Origin of the sequence: Corynebacterium sp., from assembly GCF_030530965.1 — a bacterium.
Lineage (GTDB): Bacteria > Actinomycetota > Actinomycetes > Mycobacteriales > Mycobacteriaceae > Corynebacterium.
Genome location: NZ_JAUMTY010000010.1, coordinates 24356 through 50368 on the forward strand (window position 1 = coordinate 24356; position 26013 = coordinate 50368).

A 26013-nucleotide genomic window follows, 5' to 3' on the forward strand; every position below is an offset into this window, starting at 1 on the left:
AGTGTGAATCCGTGAGTACATCCTCGAAGCCACGTAAATTCACTGCTCCCAAAGGCGTTCCTGATTATGTTCCGCCGAATTCTCACGAGTTCAACGCTGTTCGCTCGACTTTCCATCATTGCGCGACGGTAGCTGGATATGAGCCGGTTGAGCTTCCGATCTTCGAGGACACTTCACTTTTTGCCCGGGGAGTTGGGGAGTCCAGCGACGTCGTCACAAAAGAGATGTACACCTTCGAAGACCGAGGCGGACGTTCGATGACGCTCCGGCCCGAAGGCACAGCTGGAGTGATGCGGGCAGTCATTGAGCACGGACTTGATCGTGGTCAGCTCCCCGCAAAGCTGGTGTATGCAGGCCCGTGCTTCCGCTATGAGCGGCCACAAGCCGGCCGGTATCGTCAGTTCCAGCAAGTCGGTGTTGAGGCGATTGGTGTTGATGATCCCGCCCTCGATGCCGAGGTCATTGCGCTTGCGTATCGGTGCTTTACATCGTTGGGGCTGACGGGATTCCGGCTGGAGTTGACGTCATTGGGGGATTCCACTTGCCGGCCTGCATACCGGGAGAAACTCCAGGCCTTCCTGACGTCGCTACCTCTGGATGAAGAGACACAGCACCGTGCGCAGATTAATCCGCTCCGGGTTTTGGATGACAAGCGTCCAGAAGTCAAGGAAATGACGGCCGACGCCCCGCTCATGCTTGACTATCTTTCCGACGAGACTCGCGCGCATTTCGAGACGGTCACCGGAATTTTGGATGACCTGTCGGTTCCGTACACGATCAATCCGCGCATGGTGCGTGGCCTGGACTATTACACGAAGACATGCTTCGAATTTGTCCACGATGACCTCGGTGCCCAGTCTGGTATCGGCGGGGGAGGCCGGTACGACGGTCTGATGGCTGAACTCGGTGGCCGTGACCTCTCTGGTGTGGGCTTCGGACTCGGCGTGGAGCGCGCACTTCTCGCGTTGGAAACCGAGAAGAAGACGGTGACCGACGGGAGCCGAGTAGACGTGTACGGGGTGGCCATGGGGGAGGAGGCGCACCGACGCATGCCCGTCATCATTAATGACCTCCGTCAATCCGGAGTGCGCGCGGACATGTCGTATGGCCATCGTGGGCTCAAAGGCTCGATGAAAGCCGCCGACCGCGCAGGTGCGCGTTTCGCCCTGGTTATTGGGGAAGACGAGCTGGCCAAATCCATCGTGCAGGTCAAGGACCTACACGAAGGGGAACAAACTGCCATCCCCCTTGATCAGGTCGTCCAGGAAGTTCGTGGCCGGTTATCGGCGTAGATAGTGGTACATACCCCCAGGGTTCATGATCGAATCCGGGTCAACTGCCTGCTTGATAGCAAGGTGTAAGTTTTGTGCTCCCTCATCTAATTCATGGGGGAGCCACTTGCTTTTAAGATCCCCGACGCCATGTTCACCCGTAATCGTGCCTCCGAGGGATAACCCGAGGTGGATAATCTGCTCAAACGCATCTTGGGCACGAGCGCAGGATTCCTGGTCATCGGCGTCGAAGAATAAGGCCGGGTGCGTATTTCCGTCGCCAGCATGTGCAATGGCCGCGATGACGACCCCGGTGTTTTTCCGAATCTCGGCCAAACCATCGAAGAAATCCGCCATGGAGGAGCGAGGAATACATATATCCTCAATCAGTTGTCCGCCGCCGTGATTACGCTGGTACAGCTCGTTGGCCGGATGAACCATTCGTCGAGCAGCAACAAGAGCATCGTTGTCTGCGGGGTTATCCGAAAACGCAATGTCGATGGCATTGTGTTTGTCCGCAATCGTTGTGAATTCTTCGGTGTCTTCCTTCGCCGTCGTCGAATCAGACTGCATGATCAGCATGGCACCGACATTTTCGTCGAGACCGAAATCCCCGAGCTCGTTGAGCATAGAAATGGTGAGACCGTCGAGCATCTCAAACATGGACGGTCGGTACCCAGCCCCCATGTAGGCGGCAACCGTTTCTGCAGCGTCTCGTTCCGAGGGGAATGTGGCCACTGCAGTCAAGGGGGTAGGCGGTAGGGGGATCAGTCGAAGGGTGGCCTCGACGATGACCCCTAGGGTTCCTTCTGAACCGACGAAAAGCTGAGCGAGCTCCAGGCCGGCAACGCCTTTCGCAGTTTTGTGGCCGACTCGAGTCAAAGTTCCATCTGGAAGGACAACTTTGAGTTCACGCACAAAATCTCGTGTGACTCCGTATTTGACGCAGCACATTCCACCGGCGTTGGTCGCAATATTTCCGCCGATGGTGGACATTCCCACCGATCCCGGATCGGGTGGATACAGTAGCCCATGCGGCCGGAGCGCATCTTTAAGGTCCTGGTTAACAATGCCGGGCTCTACCGTGACCGTCTGGTTGAGTTCACTAATTTCGAGGATGCGATCCATCGACTTCACTGAGAGCAGAATGCAGTTTTCTTTAGCATTAGCTCCACCAGTTAAGCCGGTTCGGGCTCCTTGAGGCACGACGGGGATGCCGTGTTCGTATGCGAATCGGACGACAGCTTGGACGTCGGCGATGCTCCTGGCTCTCACAAGGGCCAAGGCGCGGCCACTCGTCGGTTGGGGAGCCTCGTCGTGGGAATGCGCAGCGATAACATCGTCGTCAAAGGTAATCGTGCCGTCAAAATCGTCGACGAGGATGGCGAGCTCGCGAGCCAACCTATCGCGATCTGATTCTGGTGAATCTGAGTCAGCCGACGAGTGCGGGGTCGGGACACGGACGGGCATAGTGAACTCCTAAGGATTACTAAATCTGTATTCGACGGTGGTCGACGGTATAAAAGCAGCCACCGTGTTATTCGTTAAACGATTGTTTACACGCGCTCATCGTGCCGTTCTTATACCCCTTGAGGAAAGAACTTTTACGCTCTTCCGATGATCCGTGTGTCCATTGATCCGGGTTGACGGACTGGCCTGATTGTTTCTGGATGGCGTCGTCGCCAATGGCTTGGGCCGTAGTCACTGCTTGCTGGACTTGGTCATCGCTGAGTGGTTCAAGGATCGCGTCATCGCCTTGAGCAGCATGGTTCGCCCATATTCCGGCGTAGCAATCTGCCTGAAGCTCCATCTTGACAGCGTTGGAGTCTTCCCCGGGGTTGTTGTAGTCGCTCAATCCCAGCGTGCCCTGAAGGTTTTGGATATGGTGCCCAAATTCATGGGCAACGACGTACTCCTGTGCGAAGGGGCCATTGGAGCCGCCCATGTCTTTCAGCTGTTGGAAGAATGACGTATCGAAATAGGCTGTGGAGTCTGACGGGCAGTAGAACGGGCCGGTTGAGGAGCTAGCCTGCCCGCACCCCGTCGAGGTTGACCCAGAAAAAAGGGTTAAGCCCGGCTTGGTGTAGTCGATATTTGCCTGTTCGGGCAAAATCCTGCTCCACACTCTATCCAGGGAAATGCCTGTGTATTCGACGCGGCAGTGATCATATTTGTTCGCGTCAGCACCAGATTTACATTCCTCGCGGTTCGCTTGGTCGTGTCCACCCCCGCCACTGCTATTAATGAGATCAGCCGGATTTCCACCAAGTAGGAGGTATAAGCCGACTATAACGATGGAGCCTATGCCACCACCTGCAGCGATCCGTCCACCACCGTGGGAAGCGCGCGAGCCCGAGGCCTGAAAATCATTCTTAAACGTCACATCTCATATTCTGCCAAATGCTGCGCAGAAGTAGAGAGCCGGACGCCAAATAGGATTGGGTATCGGGTAGAGTGAGGGGCCGAGTGTGCCAACAACCGTTTATAGGTGGTATCGCTTCACTCCAGTGATAGATCTCTCACGATATTTTGGAAGGACTGCCCTGTGCATCGCACACACCTTGCCGGTGAACTTCGTTCTCACCATGTAGGCCAGACCGTGACATTGAGTGGCTGGGTCGCTCGCCGTCGTGATCACGGTGGCGTGATTTTCATTGACTTACGCGATCGATCGGGTCTGGCGCAGGTTGTTTTTCGCGATTCTGATGTTGCTGCACAGGCGCACCACCTTCGCAGCGAGTACTGCATCCGGGTGACGGGTGTAGTCGACGCTCGTCCCGAGGGATCCGAGAATCCTAACCTGGATTCGGGCGCCATCGAGTTGAACGTCAATGAGCTGACCATTCTGAACTCGTCGGAGGCTTTGCCTTTCCAGATTGACGATCAGTCATCGTCCGGGGAAGTCGGTGAGGAAACTCGCCTCAAATACCGCTACCTGGATCTTCGACGGAAGACTCAGCATGATGCCTTGGTTCTCCGTTCAAATGTCAACCAGGCTGCGCGGTCAGTGCTCCTGAAGCACGACTTCCACGAAATCGAAACCCCCACGTTGACGCGGTCGACGCCGGAGGGTGCTCGTGACTTCCTCGTTCCTGCTCGTTTACGTCCGGGCTCGTTCTATGCTCTCCCGCAGTCTCCTCAGCTCTTTAAGCAGTTGCTGATGGTTGGCGGCATGGAACGGTATTTCCAGATCGCTCGCTGCTACCGCGACGAAGATTTCCGCGCTGATCGGCAGCCCGAGTTCACGCAGCTCGACGTCGAGATGAGCTTCGTCGACCAGGACGACGTCATTAGCGTCGCCGAGGAAATCCTCACCGCCATTTGGAAAGAGATCGGATACGACATTCCGACGCCGATCCCGCGCATGACCTACGCCGACGCCATGAAGTACTACGGGTCGGATAAGCCTGACCTCCGGTTCGACATCAAGATTGTGGAGTGCACGGAGTTCTTTGCGAACACCACATTCCGTGTCTTCCAGAACCCCTACGTTGGTGCAATTGTCATGGAGGGCGGAGCCTCCCAGCCGCGACGTCAGCTGGACGCCTGGCAGGACTGGGCAAAGCAGCGTGGCGCTAAGGGCTTGGCTTATATTCTCGTTGGCGACGACGGCCAGCTCTCCGGGCCCGTCGCAAAGAACATTACCGACGCTGAACGCGAAGGCATCGCTGACCATGTCGGAGCCAAGCCTGGCGACTGCATTTTCTTTGCGGCCGGCGATGCTAAATCATCTCGCGCGTTGTTGGGCGCAGCCCGCGGTGAAGTGGCCCGGAAGCTGGGCCTTATCAAGGAAGGCGATTGGGCATTTACTTGGGTTGTTGATGCTCCGCTCTTTGAGCCGGCTGCCGACGCGACGGCAGAAGGTGACGTGGCCTTAGGACACTCCGCATGGACCGCCGTCCACCACGCCTTCACGTCCCCGAAGCCAGAGTGCATGGACTCCTTTGATAAAGATCCTGGGTCTGCACTGTCCTACGCGTACGACATCGTGTGTAACGGAAACGAGATCGGTGGCGGCTCAATCCGTATTCACCGCTCGGACGTGCAGCAGCGTGTGTTCAATGTCATGGGTATTTCGGACGAAGAAGCACAGGAGAAGTTCGGATTCCTCCTTGAGGCAATGAAGTTCGGTGCACCGCCGCACGGTGGTATCGCCTTCGGATGGGATCGCATCGTCTCCCTCTTGGGTGGCTTTGAGTCCATTCGCGATGTCATTGCATTCCCGAAGTCCGGTGGTGGCGTCGATCCTCTCACTGATGCACCAGCGCCCATCACTCCTGAGCAGCGCAAAGAATCAGGCATCGACGCTAAACCGAAGAAGAAAGAAACGAAGAACTGATTTTCCATGCGAACAGCGTTTCGGCGGGTTTACTGTACGTGATGGAACGGGAATGTCCCGGCGTAGACAAGGAGTAGTGGCACACAGTGCTATCCACTGATGCGGTCATGAGCGCAGCCTCTGACTTATTGGGTAACAGGCTCGGCGGCCAACCCCACCTGTCCGATCCAGAGGATCTAGGAGGGTCAGGGTCTGCGTTAGTCTTGCGTGCGCGCGTCGCCACTAACCCGTTCTTGCATGAACGAACAGTGATTATTAAGCAACTGCCGCCAGAGTCGCTGAGCGGCCCTGATCCAGCACTCGTTCGTGAGATCGTCGCCTATCAATTCACCAATTCGCTGGCGAACGAATCTCGTCCAGGTCCGGTCATGTTGGCCTACGACCTGGACAAGCGATTGATGGTCACCACAGACGCTGGATCCGTCGACAATCTAATCGACGTATGGAACACCAGCTCTGACGACGATAAAGCGAAGTTAGTGAGGCGGCTCGGCACATCGTTGGGACGCATGCATCGTGCAACCGCTGGAGCCGAAGATGATTTCGCCACTCTCCTTCGTCGCATGATGTCTCGAGCAAAAGCCGGTCGTGAATTAGTCGTCGCACGTGGACGCGTCCTTACTGACGCCATTGACTACGGGTTAAGCATGGTGGGGAAGCTCGGCGTTGATGTTCCGGCAGAGGTGTCAGACTTTGCTGCCGATTCATCACGACGGTTGGCGTCGGGGCAGCACAGGGCCTTTACTCCCTTCGACCTCTCACCCGACAACATTCTGTGTGGGAACCACAGGATCACGTATCTCGACTTTGAGTGGGCCGGATTCCGCGATGTCACCTTCGACGTTGCGTGTGTGATCGCCGGCTTCCCTCAATACGCCGAGGGCACTGCTCTTAACGGAGAACTTAGCCGCAAGTTTGTTGATGCGTGGCGTCACGAAGTGAGCGGAATGTGGCCCAATGTCCTCAACGATGAACGCTTGAGGGCGCGAATAGTCACCGCCCTGGTGGGGTGGTCGCTTCTGTCACTAGCCATCTTGGAAGCTGGAGGGCTCACGGCGCTGATCGATAAGGTGCGGCTCACCAGTGACAGCGGCGAAGACAACACATCTGCCGGTGGAACCGTCGGTACGAAGGACTCTGAGGGCTCGGATCTGGACCGGTCCATTGACTTTAGGGGACAGCATATCCTCCACGGTCGTGCGCGAACGCGAGATCAACTGGTCATTCGCCGCGACATTATTCAGACGTTCGAGGCTCTCGGAGCTTTAGCCGAGCGCGGCCAGGATCCCAGATTCCCCGCAGTCTCAGCGTTTAGCCGAGAGGTCTGCACGGCAGTGAGAAATTTGGAGCGCTCCGGCTCGTAACTTATGAGGAACCCCATATATGACGGATGATGACACGAACTCGGGTCAGTCCGGATTGTTCGGCAACCCGCTCGACACCTCTTCTTCAACGGATTCGTCGGCGGATTATTTTCATCCCGGGTCGTCGGCGCCTCTAGCAGTGCGTATGCGGCCACGTAACTTGGATGAGGTCGTCGGCCAAGAGCACGTTCTCGGGGAGGGTTCGCCATTACGCCGTCTCGTTGAGGGGGCGGGAGATTCGTCGGTGATCCTTTTTGGCCCTCCGGGGACCGGTAAAACGACGATCGCGTCCCTTGTTTCCTCGACGACGGGACGTCGCTTCCGGGTGCTCTCCGCCCTGAGTTCTGGGGTCAAAGAGATTCGGAGCGTCCTCAAGGAGGCACGTCAAGCCCTTATCGACGGTGTTCAGACCGTCCTTTTTATCGACGAGGTCCATAGGTTCTCGAAAACCCAGCAGGATGCGCTTCTCGCGGCCGTCGAAAACCGAACAGTGCTGCTTGTTGCTGCGACAACTGAGAACCCCAACTTCGCCGTCGTCGGGCCACTGCTCTCACGGTCATTGCTAGTTCAGTTGGAGCCTTTGGATGACGAGGCTATACGTACGGTCATTAACCGCTCTGTCTCATCACAGCGGGGGCTCGCTGGAAGAATTCGTATCGACGACGACGCTGTGAACTCGATTGTCGCGATGGCAGGGGGCGACGCTCGACGGGCGCTGACCTATCTGGAGGCGTCAGCACAGTCACTGGACGATGGCGAAACCATCACGCCGGAAATCGTCGCCAATAATGTTGATCGCGCGCTGGTGAAATACGATCGTGACGGTGACCAACACTATGACGTGATTAGTGCCTTCATTAAATCAATTCGTGGATCTGACGTTGATGCTGCTTTGCACTATCTGGCGCGGATGGTGGAAGCGGGGGAGGACCCACGGTTTATAGCGCGCCGGCTCGTCATTCTTGCGAGTGAAGATATCGGGATGGCGGATCCCAGTGCCCTCCAGACTGCCGTCGCGGCGATGCACGCGGTATCAATGATCGGCATGCCTGAAGCGCGTATCACGCTTGCCCAAGCGACCATCCACCTTGCTACCGCTGCGAAATCAAATGCGGTGATTGTGGCCATTGACTCAGCGATCAAGGATGTGAGGAAGGGGAAGGCTGGAGCTATCCCCCGACACTTACGTGATGGCCATTATGAAGGTGCGAAGCGTATTGGTAGCGCTGTTGGATACGTGTACCCGCATGATGATCCCCGTGGCGTGGTCACACAGCAATATCCGCCGGATGAGGTGGTAGACCAGCACTATTACGTGCCTACTGCACATGGCGAAGAGCGAGCCCTTCAATCGCGTCTCGAGGCCATCGAAAAAATTGTGAGAGGAAAGAATTCGTAACTGTTGAATTTTTCGACGCCTGAAAAATTCATTTACTGTTCTTTTTCCATACTCTGCAGAATGCTTTGCTGGGGCCTATAGTGGTCACTACGTACTTCTAACGATTGATGGCCATTGCGAAGGCATGGTCATCGAGGAGTTGACCACAGCATGGCGGAATTTATTTCTGCGCGGTGGCAAGACATTCTTTTCCGGTGCTACCAACATGGAAGTCTCGTTATCCAGTCGCTGATTATCGCTTCCATTATCGCTTTAATTTTGGCAGTTATTGTCACGTCTTTCCGCACACTAGCGCCTATTGCCAATGCTATTTCTGCTATCGGGCTCACAATTCCATCATTCGCTCTTTTGGGAATGCTAATTCCAATAGTTGGAATTGGGACTCTACCGTCTATCGTCGTCGTGTGTTTTTATGCCACGTTACCGATTCTTCGAAATGCGGTGGTCGGTTTAGATGGAGTTAGTCCGACTTTAGTTGAAGCTGCCCGCGGGCAAGGTATGAGCTCATTTGGAATTTTAACCAAAGTAAAGTTACCTATCGCCTGGCCAGTTATCATGACCGGCATTCGTGTATCGGCTCAAATGTCCATGGGGGTGGCCGCTATTGCTGCCTATGCACTAGGGCCTGGTCTTGGTGGCTATATCTACACCGGATTGAGCCAAATTGGCGGCGCGAACGCTGTGAACTACGCGGTAGTCGGAACAGTCGGCGTTGTTATCGTCGCACTCATTGTTGATTTTGCGCTTATTGGATTCGGCCGGCTCACCATCCCGCAAGGCTTGAGAAGGTAAAAATGTCATCATTAAATACCCATCATCACCGGACCCAGGACTCGGGACACGCGAGACAAGGATCAAACCCTGTCGGCGAAACTTCAGGCCGATCAGGCGTCGATATTGTGCTCGACGGCGTACAGAAAAAATTTCCGGGCCAAGAGACGCCGGCTGTCACGCATTTAGATCTCACGATTAATGCCGGTAACACCGTCATGTTCGTCGGGCCGTCGGGTTGTGGGAAAACCACTTCTCTCAAAATGATTAACCGGCTTATTGAACCGACGTCGGGGCATATTTTTATCGACGGTGATGATGTGACCAAGAAAAATGCCACGGAGCTTCGACGGAAGATTGGTTACGTTATTCAGGGCGGAAGTCTTCTCCCACACCTCACAGTGGGGGATAATGTCGGGCTTGTTCCTGGACTTTTGAAGTGGAAAAAGAGCGATATCAGCGCTCGAACGGACGAGCTTTTAGACATGGTTGGCCTCGACCCATCGGTGTATCGGGACCGTTACCCGCGTGAACTCTCTGGTGGTCAGCAACAACGTGTGGGCGTTGCTCGTGGTCTCGCCGCTGATCCTCCGGTTATTCTGATGGACGAGCCTTTTGGGGCCGTGGATCCCATCACGCGAAACCACCTCCAAGATGAACTTCTTTCTATCCAAGAAGATCTACACAAAACCATCATTTGCGTGTCTCACGACATTGATGAAGCAATCAAACTAGGCGACAAAATCGTCATCTTTAACGTTGGTGGGGTTGTTGAGCAATATGACACGCCCCAAAATATTTTGGCATCCCCGGCTAATGATTTTGTTGCTGATTTCGTGGGATCAGGATCTCGTTTGAAGCAGTTAGCGCTTCTTAGGGTATCGGATATGCAACTTGACCAGCCGCCAATATGCCACATAGGTGATCGAGTCGATGAGGTTACCGAACGGGTAACGCGCGCTGGAGAGGATTCTGTCGTCATTCTCGACGAGCGAGAAAGGCCTAAAGATTGGGTTTATCTCGATGGTATTTCACGGTTTGACTACGTTCCGACGCCGACGGTGAAACTTCAAACCGTCGTGGACCTCCGATCTACGCTCAACAATGCCTTAGATTCCATGCTGTCCTCAAGCCATGGGGGTGCGATGGTGACAGATCGCGATCGATACGTCGGCACTATTAACTACGACAAAGTTAATCAGTATGTCCACCAGCAAACACGACCGGATCACGAAGCAAAACCCATCCTCTGGAACGCGGGCACGGAACGTGATGTCGATGTCTAAAGTGACGGACCAACAAGACTTGTCCACGGCACGGAGCCGTCAACCAGAGCAATCGCACAATACCCATCGCGCGCCACGTCGTGGGCTCTCCAGCAAGATGCGCAATTTGCAGATGACTAAGGAGGATAAGCTCCTTGTCTTTGGGACACCCATCCTTATCCTCGTGGTGTTCGGGGCCTGGTTCATATGGCGGACGACCACAACGCTGACGGATGTGGAAATGCGTCAATTGGCGTGGTCAGTGATTGGCCGTCGAACTCTGGAGCATCTCCGCATTGTCGTGATCTCAGCGATTATCGTGCTCGCCGTGGGCCTGCCTCTGGGGATCGTGCTCACACGACAACGCATGAAGTTTTTAGTCCCCATCGTCACCGGAATCGGTAATGCGGGACAATCGGCACCTGTTATCGGTGTGATCGTGCTCCTGGCGATGTGGTTGGGCTTCGGCACTCCGGTCGCTATCTTGTCTCTATCTGTGTATGCATTTCTCCCCGTATTGGCGAATACCATCGCCGGACTCCAGGGCGTGGACAAAGAACTTATTGAAAGCGCTCGGGGTATGGGAATGACGCCGTGGCAAATACTGTGGCGCATCGAAATTCCTCTGGCGTCCTCTGTCATTCTTAATGGTGTTCGCACTGCATTGGTCTTATTAGTAGGCGTCGGGGCCTTCGCCACCTTTATTGATGCTGGTGGGCTCGGTGCTCTGATTCAATCCGGAATCGTCTTATTCCGTTACCGCGTCTTGGTTTCTGGAGCAATACTCGTCGCACTGTTGGCATTGTTTGTGGATTGGATCGGCCGAATAGTCGAGATAGCAGTAACCCCGAAGGGAATATCATGAGATTCGGCCCAAAGTACCGCTTAAATAACGTCGGTATTCATCCATCCAGTACAAGAACCCCGAACGGCGGAGTAAAACTCGTAAAAGGTGAGCGCGTTACTCACTCGGTGCAGAGGGCCGCGTACACGATCGTTGCTTCCGTGTTATCGGTGTTCTTAATCGGTTCGCTAACTGCGTGCGGATTGGGCACGTCGGGAGGTTTTACTCACAATGGTGAGTTAGCGGGTCCCGTCGAGGGGAAGTCTGTTGATGGAGCCCATGTTGCCGTGGGATCCAAAAACTTCACTGAGCAAATTGTATTGGGGAAAATTGCGGTCACACTTCTTAAATCTGCGGGTGCGCATGTTGATGATCTGACCAATATTCCCGGATCAAATAGTGCTCGATCTGCAATGCTTCGCGGGAATATTGACATGCAGTGGGAATACACGGGCACAGGATGGATCTCGTATCTCGGTCATGATGATCCTATTGAGGATAGTCACCAGCAGTATATCGCCGTTCGTGATGCTGATAGAAAGAACGGCTTAACTTGGTTACCGCCAGCTCCTATGAACAATACGTATGGGTTAGCAATACGGCAGGGGAAAGCTAAGCAGCTCAATATCACGAAGATTTCTCAGCTGAAGGATCTTCCGCTGAATGAGCGAACGTTCTGCCTCGAGGCGGAATTTGCCAATCGTAATGATGGTTTCCAGCCGATGCTCGCGAAGTACGGAATTCCGCCAGTGCCTTCGTCCAACATTTCGTTAATGGATACGGGTGCTATTTATTCCGCAACTGATCGGGGAGGATGCAATTTTGGTGAAGTCTTCACAACGGATGGTCGTATTAAAGCGCTGAACTTGCGAACTCTGGAAGACGACCAGCATTTCTTCCCCAAGTACAACGTCGCTCCCGTGTTCCGGACTGACCTCATCAAGAAGTATCCGCAGTTAGAACCTCTCTTTGAACCGGTGGCACAAAAACTGACCAATGACGTTCTTCAAGATCTCAACGCGAAAGTCGACGTCGATGGCGATGAACCCTCCGAGGTAGCGTGGGATTGGCTCCGCGAGGAGGGCTTCGTGAAGTAGACCAAGCGCAGCTTTCCAAACATCCGGCGGGCATTCCGGCTCAGAGATCCGTCGGTTAACGCACTTGGTCTATTCCGTTCTGTATAGTCCGAAGCCCGTTGTCCTTAGTACTGCGGCACGCTGTACTCTGTTGGCTAGACGGTACAGTGTTTACCGACCATTTTGTTAACGTCAGCTCCGCACCTGTCGGACTACAGTCATCCGAGGATGTTAACCATCAGGCGCTCATGCGCTGCGTGGCTTCGCCCTCTGGGGGACGTACGCCGGCCGATAGACTGTGGGGCTTCACCATGTATAAAGCGAGGTTCGTTCGTGTACACACACGAGATCAGGGAACGGTTCACGGAACACTTTGTTAAAGCTGGGCACACGTCCGTCCCCAGCGCGTCGCTGATCCTGGACGATCCGAACCTGCTCTTTGTTAACGCGGGAATGGTTCCCTTCAAGCCGTACTTCTTGGGTCAACAAACCCCTCCGTTTAATACGGCTACCTCCATCCAGAAATGTGTGCGCACACTGGATATCGACGAAGTCGGTATCACGACGCGTCACAACACGTTTTTCCAGATGGCGGGCAATTTCTCCTTCGGCAATTACTTCAAGGAAGGCGCAATTACCCACGCCTGGGAGCTGCTCACCAGTTCAATTGACGACGGGGGATTCGGCCTTGATCCTGATCGGTTGTGGGTCACTATCTATCAGGATGACGACGAAGCCGGCGACATTTGGCACGACAAGATAGGTATTCCGCGTGAGCGCATCCAGCGCCTGGGTATGGCGGATAACTATTGGTCGATGGGAATCCCCGGACCATGCGGCCCCAGCTCCGAAATTTATTACGACCGCGGACCGGAATACGGTAAAGAAGGCGGCCCTGTTGTCGATGACACTCGCTACATCGAAATCTGGAACCTCGTGTTCATGGAAAAAGAGCGCGGCGAGGGGACCGGCAAAGAGAATTTCGAAATTCTTGGGCCGCTCCCGAAGAAGAACATTGATACCGGTTTAGGTATCGAGCGAGTCGCCTGCATCCTGCAGGGCGTTGATAACGTCTACGAGACTGACCTTCTCCGCCCAGTTATCGACGTTGCCGAAGAACTGACGGGAGCTCGCTACGGCGCACGTCACGCTGATGATGTCCGATTCCGAGTTATCGCCGATCACTGCCGTACCGCATTGATGCTCATTCTCGACGGAGTTGCCCCCAGTAACGAGGGACGCGGCTACATTTTGCGACGCCTCCTGCGGCGAATCGTTCGGTCCGCTCGTCTTTTGGGCGCGACGCACGAAACCATGGAGCGGTTTATGGAAACCGTCCGTCGCACCATGACCCCGTCGTACCCTGAGATCGAAGACAACTGGGAGCGCATCCGGTCAACCGCTGTAGCCGAGGAACGCGCATTCTTGGCGACGCTGGAATCCGGCGAAAAGCTCTTCACGACCATCGCCCAGGACCTCAAAGCCCGCGGTGAAACTGTTTTCCCCGGTTCCGACGCCTTTATCCTGCACGATACGCACGGTTTCCCCGTCGATCTGACTGCAGAAATGGCTAATGAACAAGGCCTGACCTTGGATCGTGACGCCTTCGACCGTCACATGCAGGACCAGAAAGCCCGGGCTAAGGCCGACAACCGTGCGAAGAAACACGGACACGCCAACCTGTCGGTGTATCGCCCCTTCGTCGATAATCATGCGACGGTCTTCACGGGCTACGACACCCTGGAAGATGAGGGGACCATCCTGGGGATGGTGTCCAATGGTCAGCTCGTTGAAAAAGCAACTGAGGGTGACCACGTCGACGTCATTCTTGACCGCACCCCCTTCTATGCGGAGTCCGGCGGGCAAATGGCCGATCATGGAGAACTATCGACGGCCGGTGCCCGCTTGAAGGTCAACGATGTGCAGAAGATCGGCAAGAAACTGTGGGTGCACAAGACCGAAGTAACCGGTGGCGAGATCGCCGTCGGAATGAAAGTCGAGGGCAAAGTTGACCCCCAGTGGCGGCACGCCGCACGTCAGGCCCACTCGGGTACGCACCTGATTCACGCTGCTCTGCGGCAGGTGTTGGGGCCAACAGCGGTCCAGGCAGGGTCTATGAACAAGCCTGGCTACCTTCGGTTCGATTTCAATTTCAATCGTCCTCTTACCGATGGCCAGTTGAAAGATATTCAGGACATCGCCAATTCCGCGGTGGACGCCGACTACACCGTCAACACCATCGAGACCTCCCTCGACGAGGCAAAGAAGATGGGGGCTCTGGCGCTCTTCGGTCAAAGCTACGGTGACTGGGTTCGCGTCGTCGAAATTGGTGGCCCGTTCTCTATGGAACTCTGCGGTGGCACGCACGTTGACCACGCATCACAGGTTGGACCTATCGCTGTTCTAGGTGAATCGTCGGTGGGATCCGGTGCGCGCCGCATTGAGGCCTATACAGGTATGGATTCATTCCGTTACCTGGCTCAGCAACAGTCGACGCTGACCACAGTGGCGACGTCGCTCAAGGCACCAGCCGACGACGTTCCTGAGCGCGTTGACCAGTTAGCTGCTCGCCTTCACGACGCTGAACGTGCTGTTGCACGTGCCCACCAGCAGGCTCTGCAATCTAAGGCGGACGAGTTCGTGGCTCATGCCCAGCGTCTCAACAACGTGACGGTGGTAGCGGAGAGTGTGCCAGACGTGGAGGCCAAGGATTTGCGTCCGATGGCGCTAGACGTCCGAAACCGGTTAGGCAATGAGCCTGCAGTCGTCATTTTGATCAGTTCTACTGGCGATAAGGTGCCCTTCGTCGTCTCGGCGAATGAACAGGCAACCGGTAACGGGATCAACGCGAACTCGCTCGTGAAAACCATCGGCCAATCAGTCAATGGTCGCGGCGGCGGAAAACCCGATATGGCCCAGGGCTCGGGTAGTGACGCCACCGGCATCTCGCACGCACTGGATGCCGTCCTCGATGACCTTAAGAAGCAGGGATAATTTATTGGTGAAACACATTGTCCCTGACCGTCCAGGAGAGGATGATCCTGGCCCCGGTCGTCGCTTGGGTTTGGACGTCGGCACGGTCCGTATCGGCGTTGCTGTGAGTGATCCCGATGGCATTCTTGCCACGCCGGTCTCTACCGTCGCGCGAACGACGAAAAGACGCGGGCCCGATGGCGAAGACATTGATTCCATCGTTCAGCTCGCGCATGACTACTCGGTGGTTGAAGTCATCGTAGGGTTGCCAAGGATGTTGGACGGATCCGCCGGCTCATCGGTTAAACACGCTCAGGATGTGGGTTTCCGCATCCGTCGTCGACTGGAACGCGACGGATTTGATGTCCCCATTCGATATGTCGACGAACGCATGACTACCGTGATGGCCCAATCCAACCTCCACGACGCTGGTATCAGTGTTAAAGAGGGGCGATCAGTTATTGATCAGGCTGCGGCGGTCGAGATCCTTCAGACCTGGTTAGATCAGCGTCCGAGACGTTAGCGGAATGGTGGTGACCGCCCACCAAAAGTAGCAATTCTTCGACAGTCAGAGAGCATTTGTGGTAGTTGAATACGTCCACACTCTCTGATTTAGTGGAATGGCTACAGTTATCTATTTGTCCTGTATCTATTTCCCCTGTCCCCGGAGCTAGGAGAATTTGTGCCATCGAGCCGAACACGTCGTCGCCGTCATCTTGCTGGGCATAAACAAAACGCCATAGCCGTGACGGTGGCATTAGCTGTGTTGTTGGCCGGCGTGATTACTTACGTCGTGTACCACAACGTAGCGGGGGACAAGGACGATTTTTCGGGAAATGGAAACTCGACGTCGGCCCTGGTCAGAGTGGACGAAGGGGACACGATTTCTTCGCTGTCCTCGACGTTGGTGGACAAGAAGATCGTGTCGTCGCGTCGTTCGTTGATGAATGCGGCGAAGAGTAAGGGCAATGCTGTTAACTTGCAGCAAGGCTATTATGTCCTGCATCAAAAGATGTCCTCGCAAGCTGCTATCGACGCGCTGATGTCCGACGAAGCTCGACGAGGGGTCGTCGACATTCCGACCGGGGCTACTTTGCACGATGTTCATGTTGTCGGCGGACAGACGCGGGCAGGCATTTTTTCTTTAGTCGCTAAACAAGCGTGCGTTTCTAAAGATAGTGACTGTGTTTCTACTAGTGATCTTGAAAAAGCCGCGGCGAATAGCAGTTTAGAGGAATTGGGCGTTCCATCATGGGCCTCCAAAGCAGTGTCTGCGCGTGGAAACGATTCCAAACGGTTGGAGGGGCTTATCAACCCCGGTGTCCACATTTTTGACCCCACCGCATCGCCCACGGATATTCTCAAAACACTGGTCACCGAAGGTGCCAAGGCATACGAAGGCACCGGATTATCGTCAGCAGCGCAAACCGTGGGGCTGTCGGAATATCAACTACTGACGGCTGCGTCACTCGTCGAACGTGAAGCGCCCCAGCAGGATTTTGCGAAGGTTGCGCGAGTTATTAAGAATCGCCTCGATAAACCGATGAAACTCGAGTTCGATTCGACGGTGAACTACGGGTTGGACGAGCAAGAGGTCGCGACGACGAACGAGGACCGTGAGAAAAAGACTCCGTGGAACACGTACGCAATGGAAGGATTGCCTGCGACACCCATCGCATCGCCATCGCTATCTGCGGTGCACGCGATGGAAAAACCTGCCGACGGTGACTGGCTGTACTTCGTAACGATCGACAAGAACGGCACGACCGTGTTCAGCCACGATTTCTCCGATCATGAGGCAGCGATTAAAAAAGCCCAAGAAAGTGGAGTGCTTGACAGTGCCCGTTAGTTCCGAAGAGGGTCGAGGTAGCGACAGACGAGAAGGATTCGATCGGCATTATGCCGCAGTACTGGGAGATCCTATCCAGCATTCTCTTTCGCCCGTGCTCCACGACAACGGCTTTCGGGCAGCTGGCCTCGAGAATTGGTCGTATGAACGTATCCGTTGCCCCAAGGGCGAACTTGAAAAAACGATCAACTCTTTAGGCCCTGAGTATGAGGGCTTCTCAGTCACCATGCCGGGCAAATTCGAAGCCTTGGATTTTGCGGACGAAGTCACTGAACGCGCGAAGCTCATTGGATCTGCCAATACGCTGGTGAAAAAGCCCTTAGCAGGCTCTGACGAGCCGTCAAGAGCTAGTGTTTCTGGATCGACTCAGTGGCGTGCAGACAATACCGATGGTGAGGGCGTAGTAGGAGCCGTTCGGGAGCTTCTCACAGCCAAGACCTCGTCTTTCTCCGGGAACGACTCCCATTCAGCGATGGTGAAGAATGCTGTCATCGTGGGTAACGGTGGCACCGCCCGGCCTGCTTTATGGGCTCTTGCTCAGTTGGGGTGCCGCAACGTCACTGTGGTGGCTCGATCATCGCGCGCGGAACAGCTCCGTCCGCTAGCGGAAGAACTAAGTATCGACTTTTCATGGACACTGTTCGAGCGCTCAGAGAAGGCGTGTGCGAACGCCGACGTCCTGGTGTCAACAGTTCCATCAGTGGCAGCCGAACCCTACGCAGAGCTATTAGCGGGGGCTTCGGCGGTATGCGACGTGATCTACAGTCCATGGCCGACGCCACTGATATCGCACTGCCTCACGGTAGGAACGCCGTGCGTCGGCGGAACGACGATGCTTTTTTACCAATCGCTCAGCCAATTTGAGCAGTTCACCGGGCATCAAGCTCCTCAAGCGGCGATGCGACAGGCCTTGGAAGAAGCCTCCGGGGTACCCGTCGGGGTGCTCGATACTCTAGAAAGTGCGACCTAAAGCTATTCCGGTGAGATAGTACCGGAAGTTATCCACAGGCTTGTTTTATCCACAGCTTCGGTGTTCGTGAGCGCGAATAGAATCACTCTGCCCTTCCTGATCGTGATGAAATCGCGACCATGCAACAGAGTGAGCATCTGCTCTTACCAGGCCTGGCTCTCTCGCCCCATGACATTTGTGTCACCGCATTCATTGTGGCGAGCATTCTCTGGGCGCTCGAGATCGTATGGCTTGATTGCCAATTTCGCCTCATCCCATGGCGTCTGACCCTAATCGGTTCTGCGATGGTCATCGCTGGGGAATCGTTGCTTTTTCACGACTGGACGGACGTGCTGTGCTGTTCCGCCATCTGGTCAGGTCTTTACGCCTCTGTCGCTCTCGTGGGGGCATTCCTTGGTTCTCGACGGCCGGGAATTGGTGGCGCAGACATTTTAGTTGCTGCGGCATGCGGAGCATGGCTCACGCATGGGGGAGCGGTGCTGGTTATTGTGGCCATAGGCTGCGCCAACATCATTTCGGTCGTATGCAGTCTGTACGCCGTGTACCGCCATGGGCCACCAGAAATAGCCCACATTCCAGCGATGATGGGTGGGGTAGTCGTCGCCACTGTGACGGGGATGATGTAAAACGGTCACATCCAATACGGGCAGACGGGATCAGTCCCGCGAGGAACGATGCACCCGTTATCGTCCCTCTGACAACCCAAGCTTGTAGATTTAGAATTCTGATAGCTTTACATGGCTACTACGTGGAAGAATGACTGTATGTTGCGTTGGAGCACCGCCGGAGAATCGCATGGTGAAGCGATTGTCTCCACAATGGAAAACATGGTTGCTGGCGTCCCACTCTCAACACAGGACGTGGCTTATCATCTAGCACGACGTCGTCTGGGGTACGGCCGTGGTGCACGGATGAAATTTGAACAAGATGAAGTCACACTTCTCACTGGTGTCCGTCACGGCCGCACATTGGGTAGTCCCATCACCATCGTGATTGGCAATACGGAATGGCCCAAGTGGACCACCGTCATGGCGCAAGATCCGATTGATCGTGACGATCCAGATGTCCAGGCAGCTATGAACTCCGGCCGGGGAGCGCAACTCACTCGGCCACGTCCTGGTCACGCAGACTTCGCTGGCATGGTGAAGTACGGGGCCCATGACGCGAGGAACATTTTGGAGCGGGCCTCTGCACGGGAAACTGCTGCCCGGGTAGCCATCGCCACCGTTGCTCGTTCTTTCCTCCGTGAAGTATTCGGCGTTGAAGTCTTTAGCCACGTCGTCAGTATTGGCGCGTCGGAGGTCGACGACACAGCCCAGCCGCACTTTAGCGATCTCACGCGCATCGACGAATCGCCTGTACGTGCTTTTAGTCCGCGGGCCGAAGAATCCATGATTAATGAAATCAAGGCGGCCAAAAAAGCCGGGGATACTTTGGGCGGCGTCGTTGAGGTTATTGTCGACGGCCTTCCTATCGGATTGGGATCGCATGTATCGGCGGAGACTCGTTTGGATGCCCGTCTAGCTGGCGCATTGATGAGTATCCAGGCGATTAAGGGAGTCGAGATAGGCGATGGATTCGCCGAAGCTCGTCGGCGTGGATCGGAAGCTCACGATGAAATGGTTCGCGACGACGGACACGTCATAAGGATGACGAACCGTGCCGGTGGCCTCGAGGGCGGAATGACCAATGGCGAAACGCTCCGAGTGCGCGCCGCGATGAAACCAATATCCACAGTTCCGCGAGCACTATCCACCATTGATATGGAGACTGGTGACGCGGCATCTGCCATTCATCAGCGTTCCGACGTGTGTGCTGTTCCTGCCGCCGGTGTCGTCGCGGAAGCGATGGTAGCCCTTGTGTTGGCACAGGCCGCTTTGGATAAATTCGGTGGTGACAGCCTTGCGGAAACCAAGCACAATGTTCAAAGCTATCTTCATCAGGTGAGTCAACGCTTGAGCTTTGACTCTGGGGTAGGAGAGTGAATGAAACCACGGGTTGTATTGATTGGTCTGCCTGGTGCCGGGAAGTCCACTATCGGACGTCGGCTTAGCCGTGCTCTCGGCCTCGACCTCGTTGACTCTGATGAACTCATTGAACAACGGTGGGGCGGAATGACATGTGGCCGAATTTATGACCATTTGGGTGAAGAGCAATTCAGGTTAGTCGAGGAGGACGTCATTGCCGACGCCTTGACTACCGGAGGCATTGTTGCGCTCGGTGGTGGGGCAATTGTTTCGCCGGTGACTCGTCGACGCCTCGTCGGCCATGAAGTGGTGTTCTTGGATGTGTCCGCGGAAGAAGGTTATCGACGCACCCGTGGTTCCCTCACCCGGCCGGTGCTGCAGTCAGAGGATCCAGAGCAGCGCTATCACGATTTGGATGAGCAACGTCGCCCCCTGTACGAGGAGGTCGCGACTCTTCGCATTCGGAGTGACCGCCGTGGCCCCCAGAAAGTCGTCGCCAGCATTCTGAATTATCTTGAAACCAGTGAGTCCAGGGGGTCGATGATCCCCGACACCGCTGACGAATCCGCTGTTGCAGTAGAGGAATTTCTATGAGTACACCTAGTCGTGAGTCGACAAACACGGCGAGCGGTACAGGGCCGTGGACAATCCCGGTGAACGGCAATAAACCGTATGACGTCGTGATAGGCCACGACCTCGTAGGCTCAATCGGAGCTGCAGCTGATTCCTACTCAAAAGTCGGAATTATCCACCAGCCCACTGTTGCCGTCGCAGCCCATCGCATAGCCGATACATTGGCGGCGCGCGATATATCCTCCTTCCTCGTAGAAATTGACGACGCTGAACAAGGGAAAACCTTCGACGTCGTCACTCGGTGTTGGGACGAGTGCGCCAAACATGGCGTGGGCCGACGCGACGCGATTATCAGCGTCGGCGGCGGCGCGGCAACTGATGTCGGCGGATTCGTGGCGGCGACATGGATGCGAGGCATCGATGTCATCCAAGTGCCGACCACGGTATTGGGGATGGTCGACGCGGCCGTCGGCGGGAAAACAGGTATTAATACACCGGCTGGGAAAAACTTGGTGGGTGCTTTCCATGAGCCATCGGCTGTATTCGTTGATCTCGACTTCATTAACGATCTTCCTTCTGAGGCGATCGTTGCTGGTAGCGCAGAAATCGTGAAAACCGGGTTTATCGCGGATCCGGAGATCACCAAGCTCTATGAGCGTGATCCCGATCGGTGTCTCGATGTGACCGGCGATTTACCCGAGTTAATTCGCAGAAGCATCGCTGTTAAGGCGTCGGTGGTCTCGCAAGATCTTAAAGAATCAAGCTTGCGCGAAATTCTCAATTACGGGCACACTTTTGGCCACGCCATTGAAAAGGTCGAGCACTACACATGGCCTCATGGTCATGCGGTCGCTGTGGGAATGTGTTTTGAGGCAGAACTTGCCTGCGTCACAGGGCACCTCAGTGAGGCGGTCGTACAGCAGCATCGAACGATTCTTCAATCATTGGGTTTGCCTACGCACTATGATGCTGCTGCGCTCGATGATCTCATCGATGCGATGAAGATGGATAAGAAGAACAGGGACGGGAAGATCCGATTCGTGATCCTTTCTTCCAACGATTCTGATTTTCACGATGCTGGCACGGGTAGTGGGTTGTCGGCTGGGGATAATTCCAGCCAGGTCCCACGCCCTATTCGGCTAGCTGGGCCTAGTTATGAGGACCTTCAGACTGCCTTTGTGCGCATGAATAACAGAGGGGAATCCTAGTGAGTACTGATAACAAGCCAGCTTTGCGAGTATTAGTTGCCAATGGTCCCAACCTGGATCGTCTGGGCAAACGGGAGCCGGGAATTTACGGATCCACGACGCTCGAGGACGTCCAAAATATGCTCCGTGAACGCGCTGAAGTCCTCGGCATTAGCGTGAGCTTTTATCAATCGAACCATGAGGGCGACATGATCGATCGTATTCATCATGCCGCCGATGAGGGCGAAGCTGTCATTATTAATCCGGGAGGATGGACGCACACATCGGTGGCCCTCCGCGATGCGTTGGCCGAAATCGCTGACGGTGCGGGCTTTATAGAAGTCCACATTTCAAATGTGCATTCTCGTGAGGATTTCCGACGGCATTCCTATCTGAGCCCGATTGCCCGCGGGGTTATTGTGGGTTTGGGAGTTGAGGGCTACGCCTACGCCCTAGATTTCCTTGCGCGCGGTGACAAGTAAAACTTTGCTAATACTTCACTACTCAGGAGGAATTGATTGATGGATCGGGAAAAACTTTATGCTCAGCGTCGAGATGCAGCGCGAGAGTTGCTTAATAAGGCCGATGTACCTGCTCTTTTAGTTACTAATTTAAAAAATGTTCGTTATCTCACGGGGTTTAGTGGATCAAACGCAGCACTCCTGCTGACCACTGATGGCAAGGAACTCCTCGGTACCGATGGTCGATACACCACCCAGGTTGCCGACGAAGCCCCCGGCATTGAAGTTCTCATCGAACGTGACACAGTTCCTGCTGTTCGGAAAGCATTCGATGGGAAAATAGGCGTTGAAACCAGTCTTAGCCTAGGTGAAGCGCAGCGTTTAGGCGAATACACGGTCACTCAAGACCTCATTGAGGATCTGAGAATGACCAAAGACGAATCCGAAATTGCCGCTCTTGACGCTGCAGCTGCCGTGGCCGATAAGGCCTGGTTGTCGCTCCTTGAGGATGAAGTCATCCGCGAGGGCGTTCCCGAAAACATCGTGGCTGCCGAACTTGAGTACCGCATGAGGAAATTCGGCGCGGACGGAATCTCCTTCGAGACGATTGTGGCGTCGGGAGTTAATGGTGCAAAACCGCACCACAGCGCAAGTACCGACCCGATCCCGAAGGGCCTCATCACCATTGACTTTGGTGTGTATCTCAACGGTTACGCTTCCGATCAAACTCGATTGGTGTCGGTCGGGGAACCCCCGGAGAACCAGCGCGAGATTGCGGACACTGTCTATCGTGCTTTCCTTGCTGGTTGTGAGGCGTTGCGGCCAGGCGCAGGTCTCTTCGCTATCGATAAGGTGTGCCGAGACATTATCGACGACGCAGGCTATGGCGAATACTTCGTTCACTCGACTGGCCATGGAGTGGGGCTCGACGTCCATGAAAGGCCATACTCTGCGTCACGTACCGATAAATCAAAGACCATCGAGGTTGGCCAAACTCTGACCATCGAACCAGGAATTTACGTACCCGGTCTCTCGGGAGCGCGAATCGAAAACACGTTGGTGGTCACAGAGGACGGTTCGCGCCCACTCAATACCAGCAGTCCGGCGCTCACGGTCGTCTAGTAGGGTAGACCCTGTACGAGGTCTTCGTCACGGTAGTGGAATCGGCTAAGCCACCGCGGATTGTCGATATCCACTCACGAAGTGCCAAGGTTATGTGAAATCGATATCTCAGGATCATGGTGTGTCCTGAAGGATGAGGAGTTTTCAGTGGCAACTACTGCCGATTTCAAAAATGGGCTAGTTCTGAAACTTGACAACAAACTTCAGCAGATTGTGGAGTTTCAGCACGTCAAGCCGGGTAAAGGGCCAGCGTTCGTCCGTACCAAGCTCAAGGACGTTGTATCCGGGAAAGTCGTCGATAAGACTTTCAATGCTGGTGTCAAAGTTGAGACCGCGACGGTAGACCGCCGTGATATGACCTACCTCTACAACGATGGCACGGATTACGTGGTCATGGACGATAAGAACTACGAGCAGATTCCTCTTTCGCCGGAGCTGATGGGTGACGGTGCTCGGTTCTTGTTGGAAAACATGCCTGTCCAGGTCTCTTTCTATGAGGATCAACCGCTGTTCGTTGAGTTGCCGGTCTCCGTTGAACTGAAGGTCAAGCACACCGATCCCGGTTTGCAGGGTGACCGTTCGACAGGTGGCACGAAGCCAGCAACCCTTGAGACTGGAGCAGAGGTCCAGGTTCCTCTCTTCATTGAGACCGGCAATGTCCTGAAAATCGATACGCGTGATGGCTCCTACCTTTCACGCGTGAATAACTAAGGAACGTGGACGTGGCAGACGACAACGTTGGAGCGTCCTCATCTGCGGACACGCCCATACAGAATGAGACGGGTGACCATCCCCAGCAGGGTGGCCAGCCTTCCGCCGAGAAGCGAACAAAGTTCACTCGTAGTGGATTCAAGCGGCATGGGTCAAGGTATAAAGCCCGACGTCGCGCCGTCGATATTTTGTTCGAGGCGGAATTTAGAGATCAAGATCCTGTGTATGTCGTCGAGCAGCGACGAGAATTGTCTCGGGATCCGGAGTCCGGTGTCTTACCCGTGTCCGATTACACGGCGACGATCGTGTCGGGCGTCGCAGAGAACCTGGATGGCATAGATTCCGCGATTGCCTCTCATTTGTCCTCGACGTGGCGTCTGGACCGTATCCCTGCTGTTGACCGAGCTGTCATGAGGGTGTCGACGTGGGAGTTGCTTCACAATGAGGAAGTGCCTCCGAAGGTCGCGGTTTCTGAAGGGATCGAGCTAGCTTCTGAGTATTCAACGGATGTTGCCCCGGCGTATGTCAACGCGGTTTTGGATGATATCGCTGGAGAAGTGCAGCGTTCGCAGTCGAATGACGAATCATGACATTCGGCGCGCGGTAGGGAAGTCTCTGCGCCTCGAATGGTCATAGTCGAATAGCTCCGTCGGTACTCACCGGCGGAGTTTTTCTATGCCTTTTTCTTATGGTGCGGTGGTCCGCTACCACGATGCGTCGGGCGTAATTGAGTCACGACGACAAGTGAGCGGCATGGTCTATCCCGGCCCTCCTGCCGCCTCAATTAACCCCGAAATGGGGTAATTTTCGCGCCATAATTTCAGTTAAGGGACCTGAGGGACATTTCTACGATTAGCAATGCAACAAACGAGTTACAGATTGATAACAGCTAAGAGCTGGAGTTTTAGTATGGCTGGAATAGGAATAACTTATCGTTGTGCAATCGGTGCCAGATTAATCTGATAACAGACAGAAAGGTCTATTGAAAGACATTGTAAAACTGGATGTAGAAAACGACTGCCGTTCGTATAACCTAGTCATGCCGACGGAGCCACAGCCAGTCAGCGTTTACCCACTATTCCGGGCCATGCTCATCAAGGGGGCCAAAGGAGCGGTAGACGTGGTGTCACCAATGTGGATCCCGACCCCACAGCGCATCACGCCGCAGGAGGGGCTCTATCTGGGTCGATAGAGAAATGCGGATCGTGACAGACGCTTCGGGTCGGAGGGGGCGGATGACACCCCGGCTGTGGCTCCGTTTGCACTCACACGAGGGCAAACTAAAAAAGCCCCCTAAGGGGGGCTTCGATAGAGCTTCGAGCACTAGCTCAGAGATTCGGCTAGTTCGCGGTTCGGATTCGATGCGCGGCGATTCCATGGGAGCCGGCTACTCAGATTATTCCGAGTCCACCACTTTTCGAGGGTGACGCCGACGAGCGGAACAACGATCGCGATGCCCCAACCCAGCAGGATGTCAAACACATAGTGCTCAGCGAAAAAGACCAGAGTAAAGCCCATCGCGAAGGCGTAGATAAGGCACACAACACCGAGTTTTTTACGTCGTCGCGCGAACATGTACGTCGCTAAGTACATGGTGAGCGCAGCATGTAGGGATGGGATAGCCGCAACAAGATTCGATTCCTTTTGACCGCGTTCGATCAGCGCACCAATCCCTGAAGATTCGTCTGAGGTCGACGACTGTGAGTCACCCTCCGACGTGTCAGCCGCGACCGTCTTGGTCTCACCCTCGCTCGGGGTCTCCTCAGCATGAGCTACGGCCGCCGAGAAGCTGAGGTGATTAAGCTTCTCCCACCCGCGAGCACTCAGGCGCTCAACCCACGGGTGAGTGTCATCGTGCTTTGCGTGAACAG

23 protein-coding genes are annotated in these 26013 nt (G+C 55.0%); 20 read left to right on the plus strand and 3 right to left on the minus strand.

The window, feature by feature from the left end; genetic code table 11:
* The first annotated feature begins 11 nt into the window (after positions 1-11).
* Positions 12-1292 carry a histidine--tRNA ligase gene (gene hisS / locus Q3981_RS03420; protein ID WP_303123921.1) on the plus strand — a complete coding sequence of 427 codons (1281 nt, stop codon included), beginning with the start codon at positions 12-14 and terminating at the stop codon, positions 1290-1292.
* On the opposite strand, the gene Q3981_RS03425 is transcribed toward hisS, so the two are convergent.
* Together Q3981_RS03425 and Q3981_RS03430 are read right to left on the minus strand one after the other, a co-directional pair.
* Positions 1281-2741, minus strand: coding sequence for an FAD-binding oxidoreductase (locus Q3981_RS03425; RefSeq protein WP_303123923.1), 1461 nt, complete (start codon positions 2739-2741; stop codon positions 1281-1283). The genes hisS and Q3981_RS03425 overlap by 12 nt on opposite strands.
* 67 nt (positions 2742-2808) lie before the next feature.
* Complete coding sequence (locus tag Q3981_RS03430; protein WP_012731655.1) at positions 2809-3654, minus strand: neutral zinc metallopeptidase; 846 nt, start codon at positions 3652-3654, stop codon at positions 2809-2811.
* Between the two features lie 162 nt (positions 3655-3816).
* On the opposite strand from Q3981_RS03430, the gene aspS reads away from it, so the two are divergent.
* From aspS to nusB, 19 genes are all read left to right on the plus strand, one after another.
* Positions 3817-5610, plus strand: coding sequence for an aspartate--tRNA ligase (aspS, locus tag Q3981_RS03435; protein ID WP_303123926.1), 1794 nt, complete (start codon positions 3817-3819; stop codon positions 5608-5610).
* An 86-nt stretch (positions 5611-5696) separates the two neighbouring features.
* Positions 5697-6974 (plus strand): phosphotransferase family protein, encoded by a 1278-nt coding sequence (locus Q3981_RS03440; protein ID WP_303123928.1) that lies wholly within the window; start codon positions 5697-5699, stop codon positions 6972-6974.
* 19 nt (positions 6975-6993) lie between these two features.
* The gene (locus tag Q3981_RS03445; RefSeq protein ID WP_303123930.1) at positions 6994-8373 is read left to right on the plus strand and encodes a replication-associated recombination protein A; all 1380 of its coding nucleotides are present in this window, start codon (positions 6994-6996) and stop codon (positions 8371-8373) included.
* 150 nt (positions 8374-8523) lie between these two features.
* Positions 8524-9165, plus strand: a complete 642-nt coding sequence (locus Q3981_RS03450; protein ID WP_012731651.1) for an ABC transporter permease — start codon at positions 8524-8526, stop codon at positions 9163-9165.
* 2 nt (positions 9166-9167) lie between these two features.
* The gene (locus Q3981_RS03455; protein WP_303123933.1) at positions 9168-10430 is read left to right on the plus strand and encodes an ABC transporter ATP-binding protein; all 1263 of its coding nucleotides are present in this window, start codon (positions 9168-9170) and stop codon (positions 10428-10430) included.
* Entirely contained in the window at positions 10423-11274 is an 852-nt protein-coding gene (locus Q3981_RS03460; protein WP_303123935.1) for an ABC transporter permease, read from the plus strand. The genes Q3981_RS03455 and Q3981_RS03460 overlap by 8 nt, the downstream gene beginning before the upstream one ends.
* Positions 11271-12350, plus strand: coding sequence for a glycine betaine ABC transporter substrate-binding protein (locus tag Q3981_RS03465; protein WP_303123937.1), 1080 nt, complete (start codon positions 11271-11273; stop codon positions 12348-12350). The genes Q3981_RS03460 and Q3981_RS03465 overlap by 4 nt, the downstream gene beginning before the upstream one ends.
* Positions 12351-12662: 312 nt before the next feature.
* A complete protein-coding gene (alaS, locus tag Q3981_RS03470; RefSeq protein WP_303123939.1) occupies positions 12663-15323 on the plus strand; it encodes an alanine--tRNA ligase in 2661 nt (886 codons plus the stop codon).
* The gene (gene ruvX, locus Q3981_RS03475; protein WP_303123941.1) at positions 15301-15825 is read left to right on the plus strand and encodes a Holliday junction resolvase RuvX; all 525 of its coding nucleotides are present in this window, start codon (positions 15301-15303) and stop codon (positions 15823-15825) included. The genes alaS and ruvX overlap by 23 nt, the downstream gene beginning before the upstream one ends.
* 159 nt (positions 15826-15984) lie before the next feature.
* Positions 15985-17151 carry an endolytic transglycosylase MltG gene (gene mltG / locus Q3981_RS03480; protein WP_204088520.1) on the plus strand — a complete coding sequence of 389 codons (1167 nt, stop codon included), beginning with the start codon at positions 15985-15987 and terminating at the stop codon, positions 17149-17151.
* Positions 17141-18121 carry a shikimate dehydrogenase gene (locus Q3981_RS03485; RefSeq protein ID WP_303123944.1) on the plus strand — a complete coding sequence of 327 codons (981 nt, stop codon included), beginning with the start codon at positions 17141-17143 and terminating at the stop codon, positions 18119-18121. The genes mltG and Q3981_RS03485 overlap by 11 nt, the downstream gene beginning before the upstream one ends.
* A gap of 119 nt (positions 18122-18240) precedes the next feature.
* Complete coding sequence (locus tag Q3981_RS03490) at positions 18241-18747, plus strand: prepilin peptidase (protein ID WP_303123946.1); 507 nt, start codon at positions 18241-18243, stop codon at positions 18745-18747.
* A gap of 138 nt (positions 18748-18885) precedes the next feature.
* A complete protein-coding gene (gene aroC, locus Q3981_RS03495) occupies positions 18886-20106 on the plus strand; it encodes a chorismate synthase (protein ID WP_303123975.1) in 1221 nt (406 codons plus the stop codon).
* Positions 20107-20682: a shikimate kinase gene (locus Q3981_RS03500; protein ID WP_303123948.1), complete on the plus strand. Its 576-nt coding sequence runs from the start codon at positions 20107-20109 to the stop codon at positions 20680-20682.
* Positions 20679-21869 carry a 3-dehydroquinate synthase gene (gene aroB / locus Q3981_RS03505; protein WP_303123951.1) on the plus strand — a complete coding sequence of 397 codons (1191 nt, stop codon included), beginning with the start codon at positions 20679-20681 and terminating at the stop codon, positions 21867-21869. The genes Q3981_RS03500 and aroB overlap by 4 nt, the downstream gene beginning before the upstream one ends.
* Before the next feature lie 23 nt (positions 21870-21892).
* Positions 21893-22330, plus strand: coding sequence for a type II 3-dehydroquinate dehydratase (aroQ, locus tag Q3981_RS03510; RefSeq protein ID WP_303123977.1), 438 nt, complete (start codon positions 21893-21895; stop codon positions 22328-22330).
* A 39-nt stretch (positions 22331-22369) separates the two neighbouring features.
* The gene (locus tag Q3981_RS03515) at positions 22370-23431 is read left to right on the plus strand and encodes a Xaa-Pro peptidase family protein (RefSeq protein WP_303123953.1); all 1062 of its coding nucleotides are present in this window, start codon (positions 22370-22372) and stop codon (positions 23429-23431) included.
* A 147-nt stretch (positions 23432-23578) separates the two neighbouring features.
* Positions 23579-24142, plus strand: a complete 564-nt coding sequence (gene efp / locus Q3981_RS03520) for an elongation factor P (RefSeq protein ID WP_012731637.1) — start codon at positions 23579-23581, stop codon at positions 24140-24142.
* A gap of 56 nt (positions 24143-24198) precedes the next feature.
* Entirely contained in the window at positions 24199-24732 is a 534-nt protein-coding gene (nusB, locus tag Q3981_RS03525) for a transcription antitermination factor NusB (RefSeq protein ID WP_303123979.1), read from the plus strand.
* A 733-nt stretch (positions 24733-25465) separates the two neighbouring features.
* Here nusB and Q3981_RS03530 read toward each other — a convergent pair.
* Positions 25466-26013 (minus strand): phosphatase PAP2 family protein (locus Q3981_RS03530; protein WP_303123956.1); only part of this gene is annotated, 548 nt, incomplete at its 5' end.

Coding starts and splice junctions, on each gene's coding strand:
- Q3981_RS03425 (WP_303123923.1), bottom strand. CDS start 2,741: ATGCCCGTCCGTGTCCCGACCCCGCACTCGTCGGCTGACTCAGATTCA.
- Q3981_RS03445 (WP_303123930.1), top strand. CDS start 6,994: ATGACGGATGATGACACGAACTCGGGTCAGTCCGGATTGTTCGGCAAC.
- Q3981_RS03450 (WP_012731651.1), top strand. CDS start 8,524: ATGGCGGAATTTATTTCTGCGCGGTGGCAAGACATTCTTTTCCGGTGC.
- Q3981_RS03455 (WP_303123933.1), top strand. CDS start 9,168: ATGTCATCATTAAATACCCATCATCACCGGACCCAGGACTCGGGACAC.
- Q3981_RS03460 (WP_303123935.1), top strand. CDS start 10,423: ATGTCTAAAGTGACGGACCAACAAGACTTGTCCACGGCACGGAGCCGT.
- Q3981_RS03465 (WP_303123937.1), top strand. CDS start 11,271: ATGAGATTCGGCCCAAAGTACCGCTTAAATAACGTCGGTATTCATCCA.
- ruvX (WP_303123941.1), top strand. CDS start 15,301: ATGACCTTAAGAAGCAGGGATAATTTATTGGTGAAACACATTGTCCCT.
- Q3981_RS03490 (WP_303123946.1), top strand. CDS start 18,241: ATGCAACAGAGTGAGCATCTGCTCTTACCAGGCCTGGCTCTCTCGCCC.
- aroC (WP_303123975.1), top strand. CDS start 18,886: ATGTTGCGTTGGAGCACCGCCGGAGAATCGCATGGTGAAGCGATTGTC.
- Q3981_RS03500 (WP_303123948.1), top strand. CDS start 20,107: ATGAAACCACGGGTTGTATTGATTGGTCTGCCTGGTGCCGGGAAGTCC.
- aroB (WP_303123951.1), top strand. CDS start 20,679: ATGAGTACACCTAGTCGTGAGTCGACAAACACGGCGAGCGGTACAGGG.
- Q3981_RS03515 (WP_303123953.1), top strand. CDS start 22,370: ATGGATCGGGAAAAACTTTATGCTCAGCGTCGAGATGCAGCGCGAGAG.